This is a genomic window from Stenotrophomonas sp. CFBP 13718 (assembly GCF_014842145.1).
Lineage (GTDB): Bacteria > Pseudomonadota > Gammaproteobacteria > Xanthomonadales > Xanthomonadaceae > Stenotrophomonas.
The window spans coordinates 121,760-145,990 of the sequence record NZ_JACYVC010000002.1 but is presented as its reverse complement, the minus strand read 5'-3'; the positions used below and the strand labels follow the sequence as shown (position 1 = coordinate 145,990).

Here is a 24,231-nt window from a genome sequence, read left to right as displayed (position 1 = left end):
GGCGCGCCGGCCAGAGGCACATGCGCCGTTGAGCTGACGAGGCAAGGCCCGACACATCCCGACACATCGCGATACGCCGCGCCAAGCCCTTGCACGGAAAGGGTTCCGGCTGCCACCGCAGGCCGTGCACATGACGGTAAACGCTTGGCACATACGGTCTTCGCATGCTGGCCCCTACACTCGGCGGTCATGCAGAAGGCGGGATCTTTCATGTTGGGACGTTTCGCAATGGGCACGGCTGCCGGTCTTGCCCTGCTGATGGTGGTCGGGTGCAAGGGCGAACCGGAGGCGGCACGCCGCCAGGCTGCCGATGTGCCGGTCACCGCGCAGGTCGTGGAGATGGCCGCGTGGAGCGATACGTTGCAGGCATTGGGCACGGCAAAAGCACGCGAGTCGGTGACCATCACCGCCAAGGTCAGCGAGATCATTGAACAGGTGCACTTCGACAGCGGCCAACAAGTGCGCGCCGGTGCACCGCTGGTGACCCTGCGCGGGCAGGCACAGCAGGCTGCACTGACCCAGGCCCAAGCGACGTTCGCTGAAGCGGATCAGCTGTACCGTCGGCAGCGCGAACTGGCACAGCAGCGGCTGGTCGCCAGTTCCACGCTGGATACGCAGAAAGCCATCCGCGATTCGGCCGAGGCCCGCGTGGCGGAGATGCAGTCCGAGATCGGTGACCGCAACGTGCGCGCGCCCTTCGCTGGCGTGCTCGGCATCCGCCAGGTAAGCCCCGGCTCGCTGGTCACCCCGACCACCGCCATCGCCACGCTGGACGACATCGAGCGCATGCACGTGGATTTCCAGGTGCCCGAGTCCGAGCTGTCCTCGCTGGCCAACGGCAACAAAGTGGAAGCCACCAGCGTGGCCTGGCCGGGCCGTACGTTCGAAGGTGAAGTGACCACCATCGATGCCCGCGTCGATCCGTCCACGCGGGCGGTGACCGTGCGCGCCGACTTCGCCAACGGCGACCACGCGCTGCGCCCCGGCATGCTGCTGGACGTGAACATCTATCGCCCGGAACGCCAGGCGCTGATCGTGCCGGAGATCGCGGTGGTGCAGGTCGGACGCGAGTCCTTCGTCTATCGCCTGAAGGCCGACAGCACCGTCGAACGGGCCGACGTGATGACCGGTGCGCGCCGTGCCGGCGTGGTCGAGTTGAAGCAGGGCATCCGCCCCGGCGAGCGGATCATCATCGATGGCACCGGCAAACTGCGGCCCGGCTTGAAGGTGGAGGCGCGCGAGGTCGCGCCCGTCGCGGCGCCGGAACCGGAAAAAATGCCGCCACCGCCGGCGACGCCAGCGCCAGCAGCCGACGCCCCGACGGCACCGGTCACCCCGGTCGCACCGGCGGGTAACGGCGGATGAAACTCTCCAACATCTCCATCCAGCGGCCGGTGTTCGCGGTGGTGATGAGCCTGCTGCTCATCGTGCTGGGCATCATGTCGTTCACCCGGCTGACCCTGCGCGAGTTGCCGGCCATCGACCCGCCGGTCGTGTCGGTATCGGTGGATTACCCCGGCGCGTCGGCGGCGGTGATTGAAAGCCGGGTCACCCAGGTGCTGGAAGATTCCCTGTCGGGTATCGAAGGCATCGACATGATCAACGCGCGCAGCACCAATGGCCGTGCGCAGATCAGCCTGGAGTTCACCAGTAACCGCGACATTGAAGCCGCCGCCAACGACGTGCGTGACGCGGTCAGTGGCGTGGCCGACCGCATGCCCGACGAGGCACGCGCGCCGGAGATCGAAAAAGCCAACAGCGACGACGAGGCCATCATCTGGTTCAACTTGTCTTCGTCGAACATGGACACGCTGGCACTGAGCGATTATGCCGAGCGTTACGTCGTGGACCGGTTCGCCAGCCTGGACGGTGTATCGCAGGTGCGCATCGGTGGCCGCCAGCGTTATGCGATGCGGATCTGGCTGGACCGCGACCAGTTGGCAGCGCGTGGGCTGACCACCGGCGACGTCGAAACCGCCCTGCGCAACGAAAACGTGGAGCTGCCCGCGGGCCGCATCGAATCGGCCGATCGGGACTTCACCCTGCGCGTGGAGCGCAACTACGTGAAGCCTGCGGACTTCGCCACCATTCCGCTGGGCAAGGGCAGCGACGGCTACGTGGTGCGGATGGGCGATGTGGCCAAGATCGAGCTGGCCTCGGCGGAACGGCGCGCCTATTACCGCAGCAACGGCGAGCCCGGCGTGGGCCTGGGTATCGTCAAGACCTCCACCGCCAACGCGCTGGACGTGACCCGCTCAGCGCGTGAGCAGGCCGATCGCATCGCCGAGACGCTGCCGCAGGGTACGCAGATCGGTGTCACCTTCGACAACACGACCTTCATCGAGGCCGCGGTTGATCGTGTCTACGCCACGCTGGTGGAGGCGATGCTGCTGGTGCTGGTGGTGATCTGGTTGTTCCTCGGCAGTTTCCGTGCCGCGTTGATTCCGGCGGTGACCGTGCCGGTGTGCCTGGTAGCGGCCTTCATCGCGCTGTACGCGTTCGATTTCTCGATCAACCTGCTCACCCTGCTGGCGCTGGTGCTGTGCATCGGCCTGGTGGTGGATGACGCGATCGTGGTGGTGGAGAACGTACAGCGTCGCATCGACCTGGGTGAGCCCCCCTTGGTGGCCTCCAAGCGCGGCACCGCGCAGGTGGCCTTCGCGGTCATCGCCACTACGGCCGTGCTGGTGGCGGTATTCCTGCCGGTTGGCTTCCTGGAGGGCAATACCGGACGCCTGTTCCGCGAACTGGCGGTGGCGTTGGCGGCCGCGGTCGCGTTGTCCGCCTTCGTTGCGCTGACGCTGACGCCGATGATGGCCTCCAAGCTGCTCAAGCCGCATTCCGGCAAGGCGCCGCGCGGGCTTTACGGCGTGATCAACCGCAACCTGGACAAGCTCGCCAGCGGCTATGGCAACGTGCTGGATCGCCACGTCGACCGCACGTGGATCTATCTGCTGGTGATGGTCGCCGCGCTGGCGGCAAGCTGGGTGCTGATCAAGTCGCTGCCTTCCGAGCTGGCCCCGGCCGAAGACCGCGGCTCGTTCCAGATCATGATCGACGGTCCGGAAGGGGCGGGCTTCGACTACACCGTCGGCCAGGTGCAACAGGTGGAAGCGATCGTGGCGCGCCATGTAGGCGACGAACAGCCCATCGCCCGCGCCAACCCGCGCGTGCCCGGCGGTTGGGGCTCCAGCGAAGAAATGCATACCGGCCGCATCAGCGTGTTCCTGCAGCCGTGGCGCGAGCGCACGACGTCCACCCCGGAAGTAGCCGACGAACTGCAGAAAGAGCTGGATACCGTGCGTGGCGTACGCGTGCGCACCCAGGTCGGTGGGGGACTGGTACGTGGTGGTGGACAGCCGTTCCAGATCGTCCTCGGCGGTCCGGAGTACGCGGAGATCGCGCAATGGCGTGATCGGGTGCTGCTGCGCATGGCCGACAACCCCGGCCTGGTCGGCGTGGATTCGGATTACAAAGAGACCCGGCCGCAGATGCGCGTGAACATCGACCGCCAGCGCGCGGCCGACCTCGGCGTGTCGGTGACGGCGATCGGTTCAGCGCTGGAAACGATGATGGGCTCGCGCCGCGTCACCACCTTCGTGGACAACGGCGAAGAGTACGACGTGCTGGTGCAGGCTGGCCGAGACGGGCGGGCGACGCCGGCCGACCTGGCCGCGATCCGCGTGCGTTCCAGCGGCGGCGAACTGGTGCCGCTCTCCAACCTGGTCACGCTGAGCGAAGTGGCGGAAGCCGGCTCGTTGAACCGGTTCAACCGGCTGCGCTCGATCACCATCAGTGCCGGCCTGGCGCCGGGCTACCCGCTGGGCGAGGCCATCACCTGGGCGCAGGGCGTCACCCGCGAAGAGCTGCCGCAGCACGCGCAGGTGAGCTGGAAGGGGGAGTCGCGCGAATACCTGAGCTCCGGTGGCGCCGTGCTGCTGACCTTCGCCATGGCGCTACTGGTGGTGTACCTGGTGCTGGCGGCGCAGTTCGAAAGCTTCATCCATCCACTGACCATCATGTTGACCGTGCCGCTGGGCGTGCTCGGGGCCCTGGTCGGGTTGTGGGTGAGCGGGGGAACGGTGAACCTGTTCAGCCAGATCGGCATCGTGATGCTGGTCGGCCTGGCCGCGAAGAACGGCATTCTTATCGTCGAGTTCGCCAACCAGCTGCGCGACGAAGGGCGGACGGTGCGCGAGGCGATCATCGAATCCGCGCGGGTGCGCCTGCGGCCGATCCTGATGACATCCATCGCGACCGTGGTGGGGGCGATTCCGCTGGTCGTGGCCGGCGGCCCTGGCTCGGCCAGCCGTGGCACGATCGGCGTGGTGATCATTTTCGGCGTCACCCTGTCCACCTTCCTGTCGCTGTTCGTGGTGCCGGCGTTCTACGCCCGGCTTGCCCCGTTCACGCGCTCGCCGGAAGCGGTGGCCCGCGAGCTGGAAAAGCAGGAAAAGGACACCCCCTCGGTCGGCGGCCACGCCTGAAAGACCCGGTAGTGACGGCCGCTGGCCGTCAGGCTTTAGGCCGCTGGCCGTCAGGTTTTCCGGACATTGACGGTCAGTGGCCGTCACTAGCGGCCGTTCGCCAGCTAGAATCAACGCGGTTCCCTTCAGCCGACGGGACGTCCTTTGTTCCGCCGACTGGAGAGAGCGCGTGGAAGCAGCCGTACATTTCATCAACAGCATCATCTGGAGCAAGGCGCTGATTTTCATGTGCCTGGCTGCGGGCCTGTATTTCAGCGTCCGTACCCGCTTCATGCAGATCCGTGGCTTCTTCGAGATGTGCCGCCTGACCGTGGCCGGTGAGAAATCCGATGCCGGCGTGTCCTCGTTCCAGGCGCTGGCCATGTCGATGGCCGGCCGCATGGGCATCGGCAACATCGCCGGTGTGGCCACGGCGATCGCCTTCGGCGGGCCGGGCGCGATCTTCTGGATGTGGGTGATGGGCTTCCTCGGCGCATCGACGTCCTACATCGAATGCACGCTGGCGCAGATCTACAAGACCAAGGATGCCGAAGGCCGCTATCGCGGCGGCCCGGCGTACTACATTGAAAAGGCCATGGGCCTGAAGTGGTATGCGATGGCCTTCGCCCTCGCCACCATTGTCGCGGCCGGCTTCCTGATGCCTGGCGTGCAGGCCAATGCCATCGCGGACAGCATCATCAATTCCTGCCGCGGGACCTCGCTGTGCGGCCCGCTCGATGGCCAGGCCTTCGGCATGGACCAGGTGCAGGCGCTGAAGCTGGGCATCGGCATCTTCGTCGCCCTGCTGCTGGGCGTGGTGATCTTCGGCGGCGTCAAGCGCATCGCCAGCTTCGCCGAAATCGTGGTGCCGTTCATGGCCGCCGGCTTCATCCTGATGGCGGTCACGATCATGATCCTCAACGCGGATCGCGTGCCGGAAATGTTCGGCATCATCTTCGACAGCGCGTTCGGTACCCATGCCGCCTTCGGCGCGATGATGGGTCTGGCCGTGGAGTGGGGCGTCAAGCGCGGCATCTATGCCAACGAGGCCGGCCAGGGCACCGGCCCGCACGCCGCGGCGGCATCGGAAGTCTCCCACCCGGCCAAGCAGGGCTACGTGCAGGCCTTCGCGGTCTACTTCGACACCATGATGGTGTGTACGTCCACCGCTTTCCTGATCCTCGCCGCCGGTACCTACAACGTGTATTCGCCGGTGGCCGGTGCCGAACCCGTATTCATGGGGCTGGCCGGCATCGCCGAGGGTGCCGGTTACGCGCAGGCTGCCGTGGAAAGCGTGATCCCGGGGTGGGGCGGCGCGTTCGTGGCCATCGCGATCTTCTTCTTCGCGTTCACCACGATCATGGCCTATTACTACATGGCCGAGACCAACCTCACCTACCTCAACAACAACGCCAAGCGTCCGCTGACGGTGCTGGCCCTGCGCCTGGGCATCATCGGCATGGTCATCTTCGGTGCGTTCCACAACGCGCAGCTGGCCTGGGCGCTGGGTGACATCGGCGTGGGCCTGATGGCATGGCTGAACATCGTTGCCATCCTGATCGTGCAGAAGCCGGCGATGATCGCGTTGCGCGACTATGAGCGACAGAAAAAACTGGGCCTGGATCCGACCTTCGATCCGGTCGCATTGGGTATCAAAAATGCCGATTTCTGGCAGAAGAAACAGGAAGCTGCGTAAGTGAACAATCCTTGGAACAACCGCCGTCCGTCCGCGCGTCCGCCGCGTGCAACGCCGCTGCCGCGTACCGAAGCACCGGCGCCGCCGGGCGGTGGGCGCGGCAACACCGATGAGCTGCGGCTGTTCGGCGTCAACGCGGTGCTGGCCGCATTCAACAAGCGGCCACAGGCGGTGCGCAAGGTGTACCTGCTGGAGGCGCTGATCCCGCGCATGCAGCCGCTGCTCAAGTGGTGTGTGGCCAATCGCGTCGGCTACCGCGTGGTGGAAGACGGTGACCTCAACAAGCTCTCCGGAACGACCCATCACGAAGGCATCGTCGCTGACGTGCAGCGCTCGCCGGTGCTGACCCTTGAAGAGTGGCTGCAGGATCTGCCCGCGGGACCTGCGGTGGCGCTGTGGCTTGACGGGGTAGGCAATCCGCACAACCTCGGCGCGATCCTGCGTTCTGCGGCGCACTTCGGTGTGGCCGGGCTGCTGTTGCCGGAAACCAGCACGTTGGGGATCTCCGGCGCGGCCGCCCGCGTTGCCGAAGGTGGGGCGGAATCGGTTTCGCTGGTCCGCCTGCCGGCTACCGCCGAGGCGATGCAGATGCTGCGGCACGCCGGCTTCGGCTTGGCCGCCACGGTGGTGGACGGAGGCACCAACGTGTTCGCCGCCTCGCTGCCGGACCGCCTGGTCTATGTGATGGGCGCGGAAAGCGAGGGCATGGACCGCCAGCTTGCCGCCGACTGCGAACAGCAGGTGTCCATTCCCGGCACCGGTGCCGTTGAGAGTCTCAATGTGGCGTCTGCCACGGCCGTCCTGCTCGCACAGTGGGCAGGCGCACGTAATTCCTGATCCACCGACCGGTGCTTTCCCTATGCCCCGGGTCGGGACATAGGAGCAACGTGTAGCAGCACCATCGTGTTGGCAGTCTGCAGGACGATGGCGTTGGCCGGTACATCCGCAGGGATGCACCCCACCGTGTGGGGTGGGGTGATGCGGCGACCCGGCCGCGATGCGGCCGGGTACTTTTTCAACGCCTGTGGCACGTGTCAGTGTCGGCAGGAGCCGATCGGTCAGCCTTGGTTGGACGCCTCGTCCAATGCCGCCAGCGAGACCGCCACCGGTATGCCCTGCAGCAGCAGATAGTTCGCGTCGAACGGCGCGATCAGTACCTGCACGCATGCAATCGACTGCTCTGCTGCCTCCCAGGCCGGCAAGTACTGCGTCTGCCAGACCGTGAGTCCGCTGCGCTTGAAGTTCTCCTGCAGGAACAGGATGCGACTGGCCAACGTCGTACCCACCGTACCTTCGCGCATCTGGCCGAAGGGCACGCGGTCGACGCTGGCACAGGAGATCACCTCCTGCAGGTTCTGCAGCGCGAACTGGCGATGTTCACCCTGCAGGAGCGGCACGGACCCCTGCCGGCGCTGAGCGGACACGGCATCCCCATCATGGCGACTGGGCGCCCAGGCACTGCCCTCGTGCTGCTGCAGCAGGTGCCGCAATGCGCGCGTCGCGGCGTGTTCCGGGCTGATGCCTGCGCCGGCGGCCACGCACCAGGCATCGGCCGTCGGTCCTTCAGCGCATGCCAGATAGGTCGGCACCGAGCCCTGGCCGGCGATGTCGAACAGATGCACCGGGCTGCCTTGGCGCTTCGTCGTGATTTCCCACAGCGCGCGGATCTGCGCTGGCAGGGTGTCGGTATCCACGCGACGCAGGTACCGCCGCTGGCGCAGGCCGATGCCCTGCACCGCGAAGCGTCCCAGCGCCACCTCTTCCTGGGCCGACAACATGCCCTGCAGCAGGGCTTCGTCCTGGGTCGCCCCCGCCGCCACGCTACGGTTGCTGCTATACCGTCCCAGCAGCGTGTAATCGAAGTCGTCATGGACCTTCGTCGGCGAGGATCCGCGCGTCACGTCGTGCAGGTACTTGGCATTCACCAATGCGGTGGGCACCGGCAGCGAGCGGCTTGCATTCACTTCATGGAACAGGGTGGTCGCGATGCTCGCACGCGGCTGCTCGGCGATCACCGGCATCAGTTCGGAGAATGCTTGCTCTACGCCTGGCAGCGTCAGATAGTCGCTCGCCTTGCACGTCACCATGCGTGATGTGTTGGCGTAATCCGCATGAAGCAGCTGGGCGATGGCCGGGAAGAGGGCGCTGCGCAGGGCTTGCGCGTGATCCATGCCGGATCCGCACACTTCGATGTCATGTCCGATACGGGCACGCGTCTGCAGACGGACTCTCTCCAGGTGCAGCCCCTGCGTGTCCAGGCAGATCTGCTCATGGTCCAGCTTCATCGCGGTGATCAGCTCGCTTGCCGCGTTGTTGGCCACGGCAACCGGAATCTCGTTTTCCAGCCCGGCGACGTCTGCGATCGGTGAGCTGCAGAGGGGCAAAGGACGTGCATTCATTGGTGCGCTCCTGAAGATATCGAGTGGCTGCCTGCATCCGCGGTACGTCGCTGACGTGGGGTCATTGGACGTCGGCGGGGCCAGGCAGGCAGCGGGGTATACCTGGCACCGACGATGCTGCGTTCGTCGTCGTGTCGCAGGGACACTCCGGCCTGGCAGCTTCAGGCGCGGTTTGCCAATGTGCGCGACGACAGACAGCGGCTTGCGTCGCAACCGTTCCTGATCGACGGCGAAAGAGCTGCTTGGGTCAGAAAAACACTTCTGTCGGGGGAGCAGAAATCTGCATTCGAATGGCGGGCCGGGTCGAGCGGGATGGCGGGCAATGCGTCATTTCGTTTTTTTCTCATTGCTGTGTCCGATCACGCTGGGCAACGTGGGGCCACCCACCGGCAGCAAGGAAACACGCAATGAGTATCGAGTCGGCAACAAGCACGATCGTTGCCCTGATATGGAGTCCCTACCTGGTCGGCCTGTGCCTCGCGGCCGGTCTGTACTTCAGTATCCGGACACGTTTCATCCAGTTGCGTGCGCTGCCGCAGATGCTGGCGCTGATGTTCCAGCACCGTGGTTCCGCGGCGGGCTTGTCGCCGTTCCAGGCGCTGAACATTTCCCTGTCCAGCCGCGTCGGCGTCGGCAACATCGCGGGCGTCGCGATGGCCATCGCGTTTGGCGGGCCGGGCGCGATTCTGTGGATGTGGGTGGTGGCGTTCTTCGGCGCATCCAGCGCCTTCATCGAGTCCACCCTGGCCCAGATCTACAAGGAACGGGACAGCCAGGGCCACTACCGCGGCGGGCCGGCCTACTACATGGAAAAGGGACTGGGACAACGCTGGTATGCGCTGATCTTTGCGCTATGCACCGTCGCGGCAGCCGCGATGCTGGCCGGCACCCAGTCCAACGCGATCGCCGGTGCGCTCAACGAAGCCTGGGACGTGCCGGTGGCCGCGACGGCGGTGGCGGTGGTGTCACTGCTGGGGCTCATCATCTTTGGCGGCGTGCGCCGCATCGCGGTGGTTACCCAGTGGGTCGTGCCGGTGATGGCCATCGCCTATCTGTTGGTTGCACTGGTGGTGATGGTGATGAGCTACGAGCGCATTCCGGACGTGATCGGCCTTATCGTCCGCAGTGCCTTCGGCGTTGACGCTGCCTTCGGCGCGATGGTGGGGGTGGCCATCCAGTGGGGCGTACGCCGTGGTGTGTTGTCCAACGAAGCCGGCATGGGCAGCGGTGCACATCCTGCTGCGGCCGCCGAGGTCTCCCACCCGGTCAAACAGGGGCTGGTACAGGCTTTTTCGGTCTACATCGACACCATGGTGGTCTGCAGCGCGACGGCCTTCCTGATCCTCTCCACCGGTCTGTACAACGTGTACGATCCCGCGGTGAACGGCGTGCCTGACGAAGCGCGCATGCTGGTCGCCAACCTGCCGGGGATGGAGGCAGGGCCACGATTCGTGCAGCATGCGGTGGAATCGGCGTTGCCGGGCTTCGGCAAATCGTTCGTCGCGCTGGCGATCCTGCCGTTCGCGTTCACTACGATCCTGGCGCTCTATTACATGGGCGACACCAACATCAGTTATCTCTGCCGGAACAAGCCGGCGGCCTGGGTGGTCAACGCCTTCCGGCTGACGTTCCTGGGCATGGTGGCGTATTCCTCGCTGCACAGCGCGACCGTGGCGTGGACCCTGGGCGACATCGGCGTGGGGGTGATGAGCTGGTTGAACATCATCGCCATCCTGCTGCTGCAGAAGCCCGCGTTGGCCGCGTTGCGCGATTACGAGAAAAGCCGCAACGCAGGCATCGACCCGGTGTTCAACCCGCGTGCGATAGGGTTGAAAAACGCACCGTTGTGGGAGCATCCGTAGTCAGGTAGAGCCGGCTTCAGCCGGTTGCCGTTGGCGCGGTCCGGCACCGCGCGGCCGCTTCGCTCGCCGACCATGGGTCGGCGCTACCAGGGCGCGATCCTGCACCGCGTGGCCGCTGCGCTCGCCGACCGTGGGTCGGCGCTACCGGGGCGCGGTCCGGCACCGCGTGGCCGCTGCGCTCGCCGACCATGGGTCGGCGCTACCGGGGGGCTGCGTGGTCCGGTGGATCACTCGTTCGGCGGAACGGTGGCCTTGGCTTCGCTGCCGAATGTGCCGTCGGCATCGGCGGCAAGATAGGCCATCACCGTGTACGCCGCGACGTTCTGCGCCAATGCCTTGGGGTCGATCTTGTCCAACGTATCGTCGGCCGTGTGGTGCAGGTCGAAATAGTCCGTCCCGTCCTGCGCCAGCCAAGCCCATGCGCCGCCCTTGGCCGCAAGCGGGCCGATGTCTGGACCCGGGCCGCCCTTGTCGGCGGCGTACTCGATACCCAGCGGCTTCAGCACCTCGGCAATCTGCCGCGTGGCATCGCGCGAGGCGTCCGGGTTCGGCGAACCGGTGTTGAAGGCGTAGATGCGGCCAGCGCCGAAGTCACTCTCGGCAGCCAACTGGTGCCGCACGACATCCTTCGCGTGCGCCTCGGCATACGCCTTGCCGCCGTAAAGACCCTGTTCTTCATTGGCAAACGCGACGACGCGGATGCTGCGCTTCGGTGCCTGCTTCAACTGGCCGATCAAGTGCCCGGCGGCCATGGTGATGCCGACGCCAGCGCCGTCGTCCACCGCGCCGGTGCCCAGATCCCAGGAATCCAGATGGCCCCCGATGACGACCACTTCCTTCGGCAGCGAGCGCCCGGTTATTTCGCCGATGACGTTGTACGAGGTCGCCGTTCCATCCCAGCCGCAGTCCAGCGCCAGGCTGACCGTGGTGCTGCCCCGTGCAACCAGACGTGCCAACTGGTCGGCGTCAGGCACCGACAATGCCGCCGAAGGGACCGGCTGCAGGCCATCGTCATAGCGGGTGATGCCGGTATGCGGCACACGGTGCGAATCGGTACCGGCGGAGCGCATCAGGAAGCCGACCGCGCCCTTGCGAATGGCCTCGGACGGCCCCTTGCTGCGGATGGCGCCGCCACGACCGTAATCGCGGCCGTCGCGGAACGGCAGCATCTGGTAATCGACGAAGGCGATCTTGCCCTGCAGCGATCCTGCGGGCGCGGCCTGCAGCGCGGCCAGATCAGCGAAGCGCACCACCTCGGCCTGCACCTTGCCGCCCGGGCTGCCGCCGAGGGCGGTAATCGTCAAAGGCTGTGCGTGCGCGCCCACCACCGCTGCGTGCTCACTGCGGCGCTCCCATTTCGGGAACGTCACCGGTTCCTTCCACACCTTGTCAAAGCCGAGTGCCTTGAATTTGGCTTCGGCCCAGGCGACGGCGCGCGCGTCTGCCTCACTGCCGGCAATGCGCGGACCGATCTCGGTCGTCAGCGATTCCACCACTTTCCAGCCGGTGTCGTCGGCCAGGGCCTGCTCCCGCAGTTCAGCAGCGGTACCCAGCGAGGTGGGGGCCAGCGTGGTGGTATGCGGCGCGGCGAAGGCCGGTGACGCGAGCAGGGCAAGGGAAGAGGCGAGGGCAAGGACGCGGCGACGCATGGACGACTCCAGCAGGGGCATAAGCGTCCGAGCTTAGCAGTGCCGCCGCCCCGCGCATGGGCCCTAGGTCATGGCCATGGGAAATGGCCAGATGAGGAAAAGGGCCAGGTCCGCTCCGGCGGGAGGACGGGCCTGGCCGTGTGCCGCGATCAGTGCTTCAGGTTGTCGCGGATTTCGCGCAGCAGCAGCACTTCTTCGGACGGGCCCTTGGGCGCGGCTTCCTTCTTCTTCGACATACGGTTGATGAACTTCACGACCAGGAAGATGGCAAACGCCACGATCACGAACTGGATCAGGGTATTGATGAAATCACCGTAGCCGATCACCACGGCCGGGATCTCCGTCCCGTCAGCCGCCAAGCGAGCCGGCGCCAAGGTCCACGCCAGGTCGGAGAAATCAACCTGGCCGATCACCCAGCCCAGTGGCGGCATGATGATCTTCTCGACCAATGCGGTAACGATCTTGCCGAAGGCCGCACCGATGACAACACCGACGGCGAGATCGATGACGTTGCCACGCGTTGCGAATTCCTTGAACTCACTGATGAATCCCATGGAGATCTCCTGATAGGGGGGCTGAATGCGAAAAATCCTATCGCAGGCAATGTCAGCCGGCGATGACGCCATGGCGTTCGCCGACATTTTCCAATCGTGCACTGAAACGATCACCGGGTTTCAATGCGGCCACGCCGGACGGCGTCCCCATGAATACCAGGTCGCCTGCGCGCAGCCGCCACAGCTGCGACAGCTCATGCAGAATTTCCGGGACGCTCCAGATCATCTGGTCCAGCAGCGATTGCTGGCGTACCTCGCCGTTGATTTCCAGCGACAGGTTCAGCGCGGCGAGGTCACCGACTTCACCGGCATGCACGATCTCGCTGATCGGCGCCGAGGCATCGAAGCCTTTCGCGGTGTCCCACGGGTGACCTTTCTGCTTGGCCGCGGCCTGCAGGTCACGACGGGTCAGGTCCAGGCCCACGGCATAGCCGTACACCAATGCCTGCGCCTGCTCGATGGGCAGCACGCCTTCCGGCGCATCGCTGCCGATGGCAACGACCAGCTCTACTTCGTGGTGAAGGTCGGACGTGGCAGGCGGGTAGGGGATGACATCATCGTGGCCGACCACGATGGCGTCGGCAGGCTTGCTGAAGAACATCGGCCGACCCCGCGCCGCGGCATCGGGAACGGCGGCGCCCATTTCCTTTGCGTGGTCGGCGAAGTTGCGCCCTACGCAATAGATGCGGTGTACGGGGAACGTGCCGCCACCGACAACCGGGATACGGGGAACAGGATGGGCGGGAATTACATCAGTCATGCGCGCGTCCTAACGATCAGGTCGTCGCAGTGTAGCGCCGCGCCCGGCGAACGTGGCGCCTGCTGGGAGCGGCAGCGCTACGCCATGCCTTATCGAGCGGAGTGGCCTGTCAGTGGGTCGGCAGCGCAGGCTTGCGGACCACGCGGTACTCGCCTTCCACCACGGTGGCATCGGCCACGCGGGTGGGCGCCTTGCGCTGGGCCAGCAGCTTCCAAGCCAAACCGGCAAGGATCATTGCTGCACCGACGAAGACACCCACGAACACCATCACACCCAGAATGGCGACCCCAAGCAGACCCACCGCAACGCGCACCAGCGGGTGACGCGGCTTGCGCGGTGCAAACAGAGTGCGGAACTGGCCGAATTGGAAGGTGCGGTTGCTCATGGGTAACTCACTTGGCTGAAATCAGCGAACAACCAGTATCAGGGTGATGCTTCGGCGCATGAGTGAAAAAATCGTTAAGTACGCCGCGCGTTCATTACAGATCAATGACTTGCATTCATGTAACAGCCAGCCAAGTGGACAGGCGTGCGACAATCAATGCTTTCCCCGATGCAGAGTCAGAAATGACCGACCAAGCGCTCATCGCAGTCGACAAGATCACCGAGGGTGGCTTCGCCGAGGCCGAGGTGGTGATCGACGGGGATGCCGAGTCGCTGGTGCTGTATCGCGAAGGCGACAGCGTGCGGGGGTTCCTCAATATCTGCCCGCATGCAGGGCGGCGGCTGGACTGGGCCCCCGGCCAATTCCTGAAAAGCCGGGAAGGACACCTGGTCTGCGCGGCGCATGGGGCCTCGTTCGCGCTGGACAGCGGGCAATGCGTAGCAGGGCCGTGCAAGGGTGATCGATTGCGCGCGGTTGCCGTGCAGGTGCGCGACGGACATGTCTTCCTGGCATGAACCGCCCGGCGCGCCCGCCCGCACGGTAGAGCCGACTTCAGTCGGCTTCCAACAGCAGGGGTAGAGCCGACTTCAGTCGGCTCCCAACAGCAACCGAGGTAGAGCCGACTTCAGTCGGCTTCCACAACGGCAGCCGACTGAAGTCGGCTCTACCACCAGCTCCCCCCAGCCAAAGCCCCCAGCAGCCAGCAGCCAGCAGCCAGCCCTCCCCCAGCCAACAGCCGACCCCAAGCCCGCAACCCCAATCCGGCTCAGAACATGATGTTGATCATCGCCACCACCACCATCGTATAGATCAACGACAGCGGCCCTCCCACGCGCCACAGCTCGCGCGGGGTGTAATTGGCCGGTCCCATGACCATCGAGATCACCGGGTTCGACGCGGTCATCAGGTTGTTAGACGCAGACAACGCCACGATCAGCGCAAACGCGGTCGGGTTGCCCCCTGCCGCCAATGCAAGATTGACCGCGATGGGCACCATCACGATGGTCGCGCCCACGTGGCTGATCACCAGCGAGAACGCGGTCGTCAGCAACGCCAGCGCCACTTCCAGCACCCACACCGGGATGCCCTCGGGCAGTTTGTCGATCGTATGCCCGGCCACCCAGGCCGCTGCGCCGCTGGAATCCATCGCCCAGCCGAGCGGAATCAGCCCGGCCATCATGAATACCGTCTTCCAGTTGATCGATGCGTAGGCTTCGTCCATCCGCAGCACGCCGGTCAGCAACATGCCGGCCACGCCGGTCATCAGGGTCAGCGCCACCGGCAGGTTGGATGTCAGCGCGATCAGGATGGTCAGCGCGAAGATGGTCATCGCCAGCTTGAACTTGTGTGGCCGCTGCTCGCCCTTGGGATAGTCGGTGACAATGACGAAATCGCGTCCGCGGGCGGCCTGCGCCAGATCGGTCCAGATGCTGTGGAAGACCAGCATGTCGCCGGCGCGCAGCTGCACCTTGCGTACGTCCTCGCGGATCACCTGCTTGTCGCGGTTGATCGCCAGCAGGCTCAGGCCGCGCTCCTTGCGCAGGCGCAGCTCGGCCGCGCTCTTGCCGATCACATCGGAGGTCGGCGGTACCACCGCTTCGGAAATGCCGGCGCGGCTGGGATTGAACAGATCGCCAAGGTGCTTCAATCGGGAGGACATGCGCAGGAACTGGTTCTGCGCGAAGTCACTGACCAGCCGCCGCGAGCCCATCACCCCGATCACGCTGCCCACCCAGATGCGCATCTCGGCCGGCGGTGCCAAGCGGGTGTCGTTGCCGGTCTTCAACGCCAGCAGCAGCGGGGCATCGTGCAGGGTTTCGGCTTCGCCCAGGGTCATGCCGACCATCGGACTTTCGGCGCTGACGACCAGCTCGAAGACATCGCCTTCGATGCCGTAGGTCTTGGCGAAGTAGCTCTCCGTGCGCGCCGGCGTGACCCCGTCATTGGCCAGCGTTTCTTCTTCCACCAGCTTGCGGTTGCCGTAGAAGTGGAAGTACAGCAGCGAGGCGATCAGCAGCGCGACACCGATCGGCAGCGGCGCGAACATCCGCAGCGGCTCGATGGTGGCCAGGCCGGAGGGCAGGTTGTTGTTGGCCGATGCCAGCAGATCGTTGAGCAGGATCAGCGGCGAGTTGCCCACCATGGTCAGCGCGCCGCCCATCACGATGGCCGCGGCGATCGGCAGCAGCAGCCGCTGCAGGGTCAACCCGGTGCGTGCGGCCAGGCGCGAGGCCACCGGCAGGTACAGCGCCATCACCGACGGGTTCTGCATGAAGGACGAGTTCAAGCCGGAAATGGCCGTGGTCATCAACAGCAGGCGCTGCTCCACCCCATGGCCGCGCCGCAGCAGCCACGCCGCCAGTCGGTTCAATGCGCCGGTGCGGTCCAAGCCCGCGCCGAGGATGGTCGTGGCGATGATGCTCATCACCGCGTTACCGGAGAAGCCGGCGAAGATTTCTTCCGGGGCGATCAGGCCGGTGACGCCCAGCACGACCAGCACCACCAGCGCCACCACATCGGCGCGGATGCGGTCGAACAGGAACATCGCCATCGTGAAACCGACCAGCCCGAGGACGAGCTTCATGTCGGTTGTCAGCGTCAGCGCGGTTTCCATGGGGGACGCGTTCCGGTCAGCGTGGGGAAGGGTGGATCTTTACGTGCGGTCGTACAACAGATCCCAAACGCCGTGCCCCAGCTTCTGGCCACGGGTTTCGAAATGGGTCTGCGGCCGCCATTCCGGGCGCGGTACATGGCCGCGCGCACCGGCACGGTTGACCAGCCCATCGGTCGCGTCAAGCACGTCCCACATCTGCTCGGCGTAGTCTTCCCAATCGGTCGCGCAATGCAGGCGGCCACCTGGACGCAGCTTGCGCACCAGCAGGTCGGCGAAGGCCGGCTGCACCAGGCGACGCTTGTTATGGCGCTTCTTGTGCCACGGATCCGGGAAATAGATGCGCACCTCATCGAGCGCGCCATCGGCGATTTCCTTCTCCAGCACTTCCACGGCGTCGTGGTGGTACAGGCGGACGTTGTCCACATCGTCGTCAGCCAGCGCGTTGAGCAGGCGGCCGACACCCGGCGCATGCACTTCGATGCCGATGTAATCGCGGCTGGCGTCCTGCTGCGCAGCGAAACGCAGGGCAACGCCATTGCCGAAACCGATCTCGAGCACCTTGTGCGCATCGCGTCCGAAGGTGGTGGCCAGGTCGCGGACTTCACCAGTGAAGTCCAGGCCGAAACGCGGCCAGCGGTCATCGAACGCGCGCTGCTGGGCCGGGGTGAAACGACCTTGGCGTAGCACGAAACTGCGGATCTCGCGGCGGCCTTCGTGCACGGTGAACGGCTTGGCGGGCGCCTTGGAGCCGGTACTGGAAAACGGGTCGGTCATCAGCCGATCAATCCATCAAGGGGGGAAGAGGCGCTGGCGTAGCGCTTGCGCGGAATGCGGCCAGCCAGGAAGGCCTCGCGGCCGGCTTCCACGGCCTTGCGCATCGCGCTGGCCATCAGCACCGGATGGCGGGCACCGGCAATGGCGGTGTTCATCAGCACGCCATCGCAGCCCAACTCCATGGCAATGGCCGCATCGGACGCGGTACCTACCCCGGCATCCACGATGATCGGCACCTTGGCATCTTCGATGATCTGCAGCAGGTTGTACTTGTTCTGGATGCCCAGGCCCGAGCCGATGGGCGCAGCCAGCGGCATCACCGCGGCGCAGCCGATCTCTTCCAGCCGCTTGGCCAGGATCGGGTCGTCGGAGGTATAGACCATCACCTCGAAGCCGTCCTTCACCAGGATCTCGGCCGCCTTCAGCGTGGCCACCACGTCCGGGTACAGCGACTTCTGGTCACCCAGCACTTCCAGCTTGGTCAGGTTGTGCCCGTCCAGCAGTTCGCGTGCCAGCCGGCAGGTGCGCACGGCGTCTTCAGCGGTGTAGCAGCCGGCAGTGTTGGGCAGGATCGTGAAACGATCCGGCGGCAGCACGTCCAGCAGGTTCGGTTCGCCCGGATTCTGGCCGATGTTCGTGCGGCGGATGGCCACGGTGACGATCTGCGCGCCCGCGGCCTCGGTGGCCAAGCGGGTTTCTTCCAGATCCTTGAACTTGCCGGTGCCGGTGAGCAGGCGCGAGGCGTACGTCTTGCCGGCAATCACCAGCGAATCAGAGGGGGCATGTTCGATCATGTCGCGGATTATCCCCTAGTTGGCAGCGCCGGGCCATGCTCGGCGAGCGCAGCGGTCAGCGTCACCCACCGCCCAACGCGTGCACGATCTCCACCACATCGCCGTCCGCCAGCACATGCGTGGCATGCAGGCTGCGGGTCACGATCTCGTTGTTGACCTCTACCGCCACGCGACGTTCCAGCAACTGCTCGCGCTGCAGCAACTCGTGCAAGGTGGTGCCGGAGGGCAGGGTGCGGGCTTCGCCATTGAGCTGGATGTTCATGTCGGCATTGTCCCCGATGCGCCCGGCAATGGCACGCGGGTGGTGCCCGTCATCGGACAGGGATGTCGCTGAAGGTCCCCCAAAGCGACAATGCATGTCGCGGCGCAGCGTGACTTTGGCTGCGCGAGTGAAACCATTGCACCGTGCGCTGGCGTACTGCCGGCGATTGATACCACAGGAGTTCCACATGTTGTTCAGCAAACGTCCCGTCCGCACCCTGATTGCCGCCGCAGTCGCCCTCGCTGCGCTGCCGGCCATGGCGGTCGAACCGGCCTTCAACCGCACGGTGTTCATCGGCGACAGCTTGACCGACAGCGGATACTTCCGCCCGCTGCTGCCCGCTTCGGTACAACCGGTGACCGGCAAGTTCACCACCAACCCGGCATGGGTGTGGGCCGAACACGTGGCCGATTATTACGGTACCAACGCCACCCCGAACGGCAACGGCCAGACCGGTGACAACTACGCCGCCGGCGGCGCCACCGTGGCGACCGACGTGGTGGGTCCGCTGGGCCCGACCCCGTCGCTGGCCACCCAGGCCAGCCGCTATCTGGCGGCCAACGGCGGCAAGGCCGATCCGAACGCGCTGTACACGGTGTGGGGCGGTGCGAACAATCTGCTGGGCATCACCAGCCCGGCGCAGGCTCCTGCGGTGATCGGCGCGGCCGTGACCAGCCAGATCGGCATTGTCGGCACCCTGCAGGCGGCCGGTGCCAAGTACGTGGTGGTGCCGAACCTGCCGGACATCGGCCTGACCCCGATGGCCCGTGCCGGTGGCCCGGCGGCGATGGCGCAGTACACCGCGGTCGCCTCGGCCTACAACAACGCCCTGTACGGCGGCCTGACCCAGGCGGGCATTGAGTTCATCCCGCTGGATACGTTCACCATCCTGCGTGAAATCGTCGCGGATCCGAGCACCTATGGCTTCCGCAACGTGACCAACGCGGCCTGCACCGTGGCCTCGTCGGTCACCTGCAATCCGACCAGCCTGGTCGCGCCGGACGCGGCGACCGCCTATGTATTCGCCGATGGCATCCACCCGTCTGCAGCCACCCACGAAATGCTTGGCCAGTACGCGATTTCCGTGCTGGAAGCTCCGCGCCTGCAGCAGGTGCTGACCCATTCGGCGCAGACCGTCGGCCGTTCGCGCGCTGACCAGGTCAGCCTGCACCTGGGCGGCGCACCGGCCGATGGCCTGTCCTGGTGGGGCGGCCTGCGCGGCGACATGCAGCGCTACGACCACGCCGACCTGTACGACGGCATGGCCCCCGCCGGCCTGTTCGGTATCGACTGGGCACGTGATGGCATGGTCGTCGGTGGCTTCGCCGGCTACGGCCGCATGGATGCCGACTTCGGCAACAGCCAGGGCGATTTCACCCAGTCCGACACCACGGCCGGCCTGTTCGCCGGCTGGTACGGCGAGCGTGCATGGGTCAATGGCCAGGTCAGCTACAGCTGGCTGGACTACGACGTCACCCGCAAGGTGCACCTCGGGCCGGCAACCCGCGAGCACAAGGGATCGCCGGAAGGCAGCAACCTGACCGCCGCGCTGAACGCAGGCTACGAGTTCGGTGAAGAGGGCAGCTTCCGCCACGGCCCGGTGGCCGCGGTGATCTGGCAGAAGATCAAGCTGGACGGCTATCTGGAAAGCAACGCCAGCAGCACCGCGTTGGGTTACAACAACCAGGATGCTGATTCCACCGTGGGCCGCCTCGGTTGGCAGGCGCGCCTGGACGGCGGCAGCATCAAGCCGTACGTGCAGATCACCTATGACCACGAGTTCGAAGACCGCCAGGACGGCAGCGCCTTCCTGCAGAGCCTGCCGGGCGTGGGCAGCTACCGCGTGCCGGGCCTGAAGTTCGACAAGGACTACGCCACCGCCATCCTGGGCGCGCGCATGGAACTGTTCGGCCTGCAGAGCAACATCGGCCTGAGCGCGACCACGATGCAGAAGAAGGCGATGGACACGTCCATCTTCGCCAGCGTCAGCGGCGCGTTCTGACCCTGATCCGGAATGACGGCCGCTGGCCGTCATTCCGGGTCGCTATGGGCATGGGTAGAGCCGACTTCAGTCGGCTTCTCTCACCGCCCGGATTTCTGACGCGCTGGTGCAGCCGACTGAAGTCGGCTCTACCAGTCAGATGACCGCATGCGCGCATTGCGCTCATGCCACCCCGCCGCCTAAACTGTGCTCCGCGATGCGGGTGTAGCTCAATGGTAGAGCTGTAGCTTCCCAAGCTACTGACGAGGGTTCGATTCCCTTCACCCGCTCCACTGTTGCAAATCAGTCCGCAAGTGATTGATTGGGCCATGCCCAGCATTCGATGCCATGCGGAAAAGCGCGCATCACCCGCCCGCAGATCGATACGCTGGCCGATGCGGGCGCGCCTGCATCAGAAGAACGTGTGGAAAGTCGCCCCAAGCCGGCCGATCCGCTGTGCTGGTGTGCACGCGATCCAACTGCCTGCTGCATTGCGGCTCAGGGGGCAGCGGCCTGCCTTGGCAGGTTCGCCGCAATGTTCGGTGTCGTACTGGTCCAGCGAACGCAGGGCGCTGTCTACAAGGCTCAGATCCTTGCAGACGCCCGGCTACGGTTCGCCCTGCAACGGGTGTATTACGTCGGTTCGACTGCGCAGGGCGCGCGCGATGGCCTCTCCCAGTTCGTTGAGCGACGCGGATTTGGGCAACAGTTCTTCAATGCCAGCAGACGCGCTCAGCGCGATCTCGTCAGGGAAGATACTCGCGGTCAGCGCGATGATGGGCAGATCGCGTGCTGATCCTTCCGACGCTCGGATTTCCCGGGCCAGCGTGTAGCCGTCCATCACGGGCATCTGGCAATCCGTCACCAAGAGATCGAACCGCCCGTCCCGCAACGCCGCGAGCGCCTGTGCGCCGTCTTCCACGGCGACGCATTCCACGCCCAGTTGCCCCATCCGCCACTGGATGATCTCCCTGCTGGTGGCATCGTCTTCTGCTACCAGAACGCGCCATCTGCGTCCCGGTGGCGGGGCAGGCAACAAGGAAATTGGCCTGGTGTTCGACGGTGCGACCTCCCGAGCAGTGGCCGGTTCTGGCGTCAACACGGCGAGGCGCAAGGAAAGAACGGCGCAGGTTCCCTGGCCTGGCGTGCTCTTAAGCTCCAGCTCGCCTCCCATCAGGTCGGCCAAGCGGCGACTGATGCTGAGGCCCAGGCCCGTGCCGCCATACTTTCGTGCGGTTGAAAGGTCTGCCTGGGTGAAAGGCTCGAAGATGCGCTCCAGCTGGTCGGCAGGGATGCCGATGCCAGAGTCGGTGACAGAAAAGGCCAGGCGTTGCTCACCCACCGCATCGGCCACGACGTCGACACGTATGGACACTTCACCGTGCGCGGTGAACTTGATGGCATTGCTGGTGAGATTCATCAATATCTGTTGAAGTCGAAGTTCATCGGCCAGTACGCGGCTGGCGACGGCAGGGGCGAGCGTTGCCGACAGGACAAGCCCCTTGGCGGCGGCTTGTGGGGCCAGCATCGCGTGCACCGTGTCCACTGAATTGGCAAGATCAACGGCGGTCCATTCCAGTGTCAGCGCACCTGCCTCGATCTTCGACATGTCCAAGGTGTCATTGAGCAACTGGCGCAACACCGCCGCGGATCGATTGATCTTGGCGAGGATCGCACTCTGTTCCTGGTCGAGGCCGGTGTGGCCAAGAACTTCGAGCATGCCGGCTACGCTACTCATCGGCGTGCAGATTTCGTGGCTCATGGTGGCCAGGAACTCGCCCTTCGCTTTGCCGGCTTTCTCAGCGACTGCAATAGCGTCTTCCAGGGCAATCGATGCTTCGTGCGACTCGGTCACGTCCACCCAGTAGCCACTCCACTCCGTACCGGCTTCCGTGTTTTCCGTAAGCTCGCCCTTGGAGTAAATCCAGCGCCATCCTTCCGGGGACAGGGCCCGGAACTGGAATGACAACCCTGTGCCTGTGGCGGCGGCACCTTCTGTTGCATCGACCAGTATCTTCTGATCATCAGGATGGACCCGAGCGAATAGTGCGCGCTCGTCCTCGAGCACGTCTGACAGCTCAACGCCGAAAAGTGAAAAGACATCGCCAGCTACATAGGGGAAAGTGAAGGTGCCATCCGGGGCGCGGTGGACCTGGTAAACGATGGCAGGTAACTTGCGGGTGACCCGGGACAGCCGATTTTCTGCAATGCGACGCTGGGACACCTCGCGTCGAAGCCTCATGTGGCCAACGGTGTGGACGAGGCCGCCAGTGAGGAGAATCAACAAGGCAGGCAACGCCCAGAGCATGACCCGCCGCCAATTGATCGCCGGTTGGTCGCCAACGCCCAGCCAATCGTTTCGAATGCGTTCCCGTTCTCCCGCAGCCACATTGCCGACAACCTGATCAAACGCGGAGGCCAGGGCGGCGCTGTTCCCAAAGGCCGCAAGCGTCAAACGGTCCTCAATTCCCGCTGGTGCAGCAATCTGCAGCCGCCCCGCGTACGCATCGCGGAGATACGGATCCACCACAGCAAGATTTCCGACATAGGCGTCTGCACCGTCTCCGTCCAGGAGCTTGAGGGCTGTCGCCGCATCGGCTGCAGTGATGAGTCGAACGTCGGGCGCTTGCGCCTTGATTAGCGGTCCAAGCCTGTCTGGCTCGGACAGCACGACCCGCCGGTGGTTGAGATCGCGCAGGTCAATGACTCTGGGTGCGCCAACGTGGGTAAGGATGACATTTGGAATGGTGATGAACGGCTCGCTGAAACGCCAGCCCGCGTTTGCCGCCGCGTTGGTCATGGGGACGGCCAGTGCCGCATCTATCGTCCTGTCCCGCATTGCCCGCTGCAGCGCCTCGCCCTCCTCGAATTCCACGATCTGCAGATTCCTGGCGCCGGCTTCCACGAATCGCTGCAAGTAATCTCCGGCAATCCCTGACGGTTTGCCCTGCTTGTCGCGAAAAGCGATGGGTTCCCAATTCAGCGGAACGCCCAACCTTATGGGCTGAGAGAGGACCTTTGTCTCTTCAGGAGAAAACCGTATGCCCGTGTTGACGGCCCATTCCAAGGGCGTGAGCCACTTCACGCGCAGCGCAACACGCGTCGCTTCTGGCAGCGAATTGAGTGCCACGTCCAAGGCTTCAGCAAACGGCTGAGCATCATTTGGAACGCCGAAGTAGAGATTCATGGGGGGAACGTCGGGACGCTGCAGCAGGGTCAGTCCGCGCAGTGGTTCCTGCTTGGTCAAGTGCTGTATGACGTACGCGTTGCCGATATAGAGGTCGGCGTCCTCAAGCACCACGCTCTTCAAGGCGGCCAGCGTTCCGCTGGCAGGCACGATCTGAGCGCGGGGATAGCGATCCCGGACGCCGACGGCTGTGACCTGATCATCTTCAACCGCTATCCGTAGACCAACCAGGTCGAGGCTGGTGATGGACCGGCGATCACTGGAGCGCGCCGTTATGCCCAGGGGAGCCGTGGCAAATTTCTGCGTGAACACCATGCAGCGGGTGCGCGCGGACGTGAGCTGCACGTCCATGACCACGTCGATGTCGCCTGCGCAGGCAGCCTGAAGCACCGCCTCCCAGCCAGGATAGGTCCTGGGCTCCAGGCTCACGCCAAGTGCGGTCGCTGCGGCCTGCAATGTCTCTGGAGCGAAGCCGGAAAGCCGAGCGTTTTCGACTTTCTCAAAGGGCAACCAATCGTTGTCATAAACACCGACCCGGATGACCGGATGGGCATGCAGCCACGCACGTTGTTCCGGCGTCAGCGGCAGCTCAGGTGCCTGAGCATGGGACAGCGTGCTGCTGGCAGCGCAACACGTTGCCAGCAGCCATCCGAACACCATGCCAAGACGCATCATCCTCCCTCAGGTCGTACAACCAACTCAGCTTAATGAAGACAATGAGAAAATGGCGTGTCGATGGATGATGGGCAGTGCCGCCACCTCATTGGTGTGTGCTGTGAAGGTGGACCCGGCAAGGGCAGTGGAGTGATCCGCATAATGCATGGCAGCGAGGCCCATTTATGGCCCTG

Annotated in this window: 18 protein-coding genes and 1 tRNA gene; 9 read left to right on the top strand and 10 right to left on the bottom strand. The window is 65.0% G+C overall.

What is annotated here, in order from left to right:
- Positions 1–210: 210 nt before the first annotated feature.
- The 4 genes from IFT58_RS04240 (at position 211) to IFT58_RS04225 (ending at position 6,999) form a co-directional block, all read left to right on the top strand.
- Entirely contained in the window at positions 211–1,365 is a 1,155-nt protein-coding gene (locus IFT58_RS04240) for an efflux RND transporter periplasmic adaptor subunit (RefSeq protein ID WP_192081533.1), read from the top strand.
- Positions 1,362–4,487, top strand: coding sequence for an efflux RND transporter permease subunit (locus IFT58_RS04235; RefSeq protein ID WP_192094000.1), 3,126 nt, complete (start codon positions 1,362–1,364; stop codon positions 4,485–4,487). The genes IFT58_RS04240 and IFT58_RS04235 overlap by 4 nt, the downstream gene beginning before the upstream one ends.
- Positions 4,488–4,656: 169 nt before the next feature.
- Positions 4,657–6,162, top strand: coding sequence for an amino acid carrier protein (locus IFT58_RS04230; protein WP_192081531.1), 1,506 nt, complete (start codon positions 4,657–4,659; stop codon positions 6,160–6,162).
- Positions 6,163–6,999, top strand: a complete 837-nt coding sequence (locus IFT58_RS04225; RefSeq protein WP_192081530.1) for a TrmH family RNA methyltransferase — start codon at positions 6,163–6,165, stop codon at positions 6,997–6,999.
- A gap of 221 nt (positions 7,000–7,220) precedes the next feature.
- Here the strand turns inward: IFT58_RS04225 and IFT58_RS04220 are convergent, their stop codons facing one another.
- Positions 7,221–8,561, bottom strand: coding sequence for a YcaO-like family protein (locus IFT58_RS04220; RefSeq protein WP_192093999.1), 1,341 nt, complete (start codon positions 8,559–8,561; stop codon positions 7,221–7,223).
- Positions 8,562–8,675: 114 nt separating this feature from the next.
- Between IFT58_RS04220 and IFT58_RS04215 the strand changes: the two genes are divergently transcribed.
- Positions 8,676–8,972: a hypothetical protein gene (locus IFT58_RS04215; RefSeq protein WP_192093998.1), complete on the top strand. Its 297-nt coding sequence runs from the start codon at positions 8,676–8,678 to the stop codon at positions 8,970–8,972.
- Positions 8,969–10,423 carry an alanine/glycine:cation symporter family protein gene (locus IFT58_RS04210; protein WP_192093997.1) on the top strand — a complete coding sequence of 485 codons (1,455 nt, stop codon included), beginning with the start codon at positions 8,969–8,971 and terminating at the stop codon, positions 10,421–10,423. The genes IFT58_RS04215 and IFT58_RS04210 overlap by 4 nt, the downstream gene beginning before the upstream one ends.
- Before the next feature lie 227 nt (positions 10,424–10,650).
- Here IFT58_RS04210 and IFT58_RS04205 read toward each other — a convergent pair whose 3' ends face one another.
- The 4 genes from IFT58_RS04205 to IFT58_RS04190 form a co-directional block, all read right to left on the bottom strand.
- Positions 10,651–12,072, bottom strand: coding sequence for a M28 family peptidase (locus tag IFT58_RS04205; protein WP_192093996.1), 1,422 nt, complete (start codon positions 12,070–12,072; stop codon positions 10,651–10,653).
- A gap of 149 nt (positions 12,073–12,221) precedes the next feature.
- The gene (gene mscL, locus IFT58_RS04200; RefSeq protein ID WP_188326346.1) at positions 12,222–12,626 is read right to left on the bottom strand and encodes a large-conductance mechanosensitive channel protein MscL; all 405 of its coding nucleotides are present in this window, start codon (positions 12,624–12,626) and stop codon (positions 12,222–12,224) included.
- 52 nt (positions 12,627–12,678) lie between these two features.
- The gene (locus IFT58_RS04195) at positions 12,679–13,386 is read right to left on the bottom strand and encodes a fumarylacetoacetate hydrolase family protein (protein ID WP_192081526.1); all 708 of its coding nucleotides are present in this window, start codon (positions 13,384–13,386) and stop codon (positions 12,679–12,681) included.
- A gap of 109 nt (positions 13,387–13,495) precedes the next feature.
- Positions 13,496–13,771 carry a hypothetical protein gene (locus IFT58_RS04190; protein ID WP_192093995.1) on the bottom strand — a complete coding sequence of 92 codons (276 nt, stop codon included), beginning with the start codon at positions 13,769–13,771 and terminating at the stop codon, positions 13,496–13,498.
- A gap of 182 nt (positions 13,772–13,953) precedes the next feature.
- Here IFT58_RS04190 and IFT58_RS04185 point away from each other — a divergent pair, with 182 nt between their 5' ends.
- Positions 13,954–14,286: a Rieske 2Fe-2S domain-containing protein gene (locus IFT58_RS04185; protein WP_192093994.1), complete on the top strand. Its 333-nt coding sequence runs from the start codon at positions 13,954–13,956 to the stop codon at positions 14,284–14,286.
- Between the two features lie 251 nt (positions 14,287–14,537).
- Here IFT58_RS04185 and IFT58_RS04180 read toward each other — a convergent pair whose 3' ends face one another.
- The 4 genes from IFT58_RS04180 to thiS all read right to left on the bottom strand — a co-directional run bounded on the left by IFT58_RS04180 (position 14,538) and on the right by thiS (position 18,215).
- Positions 14,538–16,385, bottom strand: a complete 1,848-nt coding sequence (locus IFT58_RS04180) for an SLC13 family permease (RefSeq protein WP_188326350.1) — start codon at positions 16,383–16,385, stop codon at positions 14,538–14,540.
- 39 nt (positions 16,386–16,424) lie between these two features.
- Positions 16,425–17,159, bottom strand: a complete 735-nt coding sequence (gene trmB, locus IFT58_RS04175) for a tRNA (guanosine(46)-N7)-methyltransferase TrmB (protein ID WP_192081523.1) — start codon at positions 17,157–17,159, stop codon at positions 16,425–16,427.
- On the bottom strand, positions 17,159–17,953 hold the full coding sequence (locus IFT58_RS04170) for a thiazole synthase (RefSeq protein ID WP_188326352.1): 795 nt from the start codon (positions 17,951–17,953) through the stop codon (positions 17,159–17,161). The genes trmB and IFT58_RS04170 overlap by 1 nt, the downstream gene beginning before the upstream one ends.
- Before the next feature lie 61 nt (positions 17,954–18,014).
- The gene (thiS, locus tag IFT58_RS04165) at positions 18,015–18,215 is read right to left on the bottom strand and encodes a sulfur carrier protein ThiS (RefSeq protein WP_192093993.1); all 201 of its coding nucleotides are present in this window, start codon (positions 18,213–18,215) and stop codon (positions 18,015–18,017) included.
- 187 nt (positions 18,216–18,402) lie between these two features.
- On the opposite strand from thiS, the gene IFT58_RS04160 reads away from it, so the two are divergent.
- Complete coding sequence (locus IFT58_RS04160; protein ID WP_192093992.1) at positions 18,403–20,217, top strand: autotransporter domain-containing protein; 1,815 nt, start codon at positions 18,403–18,405, stop codon at positions 20,215–20,217.
- A gap of 198 nt (positions 20,218–20,415) precedes the next feature.
- Positions 20,416–20,489: transfer RNA gene (locus IFT58_RS04155), tRNA-Gly, on the top strand.
- A 314-nt stretch (positions 20,490–20,803) separates the two neighbouring features.
- Here IFT58_RS04155 and IFT58_RS04150 read toward each other — a convergent pair.
- Positions 20,804–24,058 (bottom strand): transporter substrate-binding domain-containing protein, encoded by a 3,255-nt coding sequence (locus IFT58_RS04150; protein WP_192093991.1) that lies wholly within the window; start codon positions 24,056–24,058, stop codon positions 20,804–20,806.
- Positions 24,059–24,231: the final 173 nt, after the last annotated feature.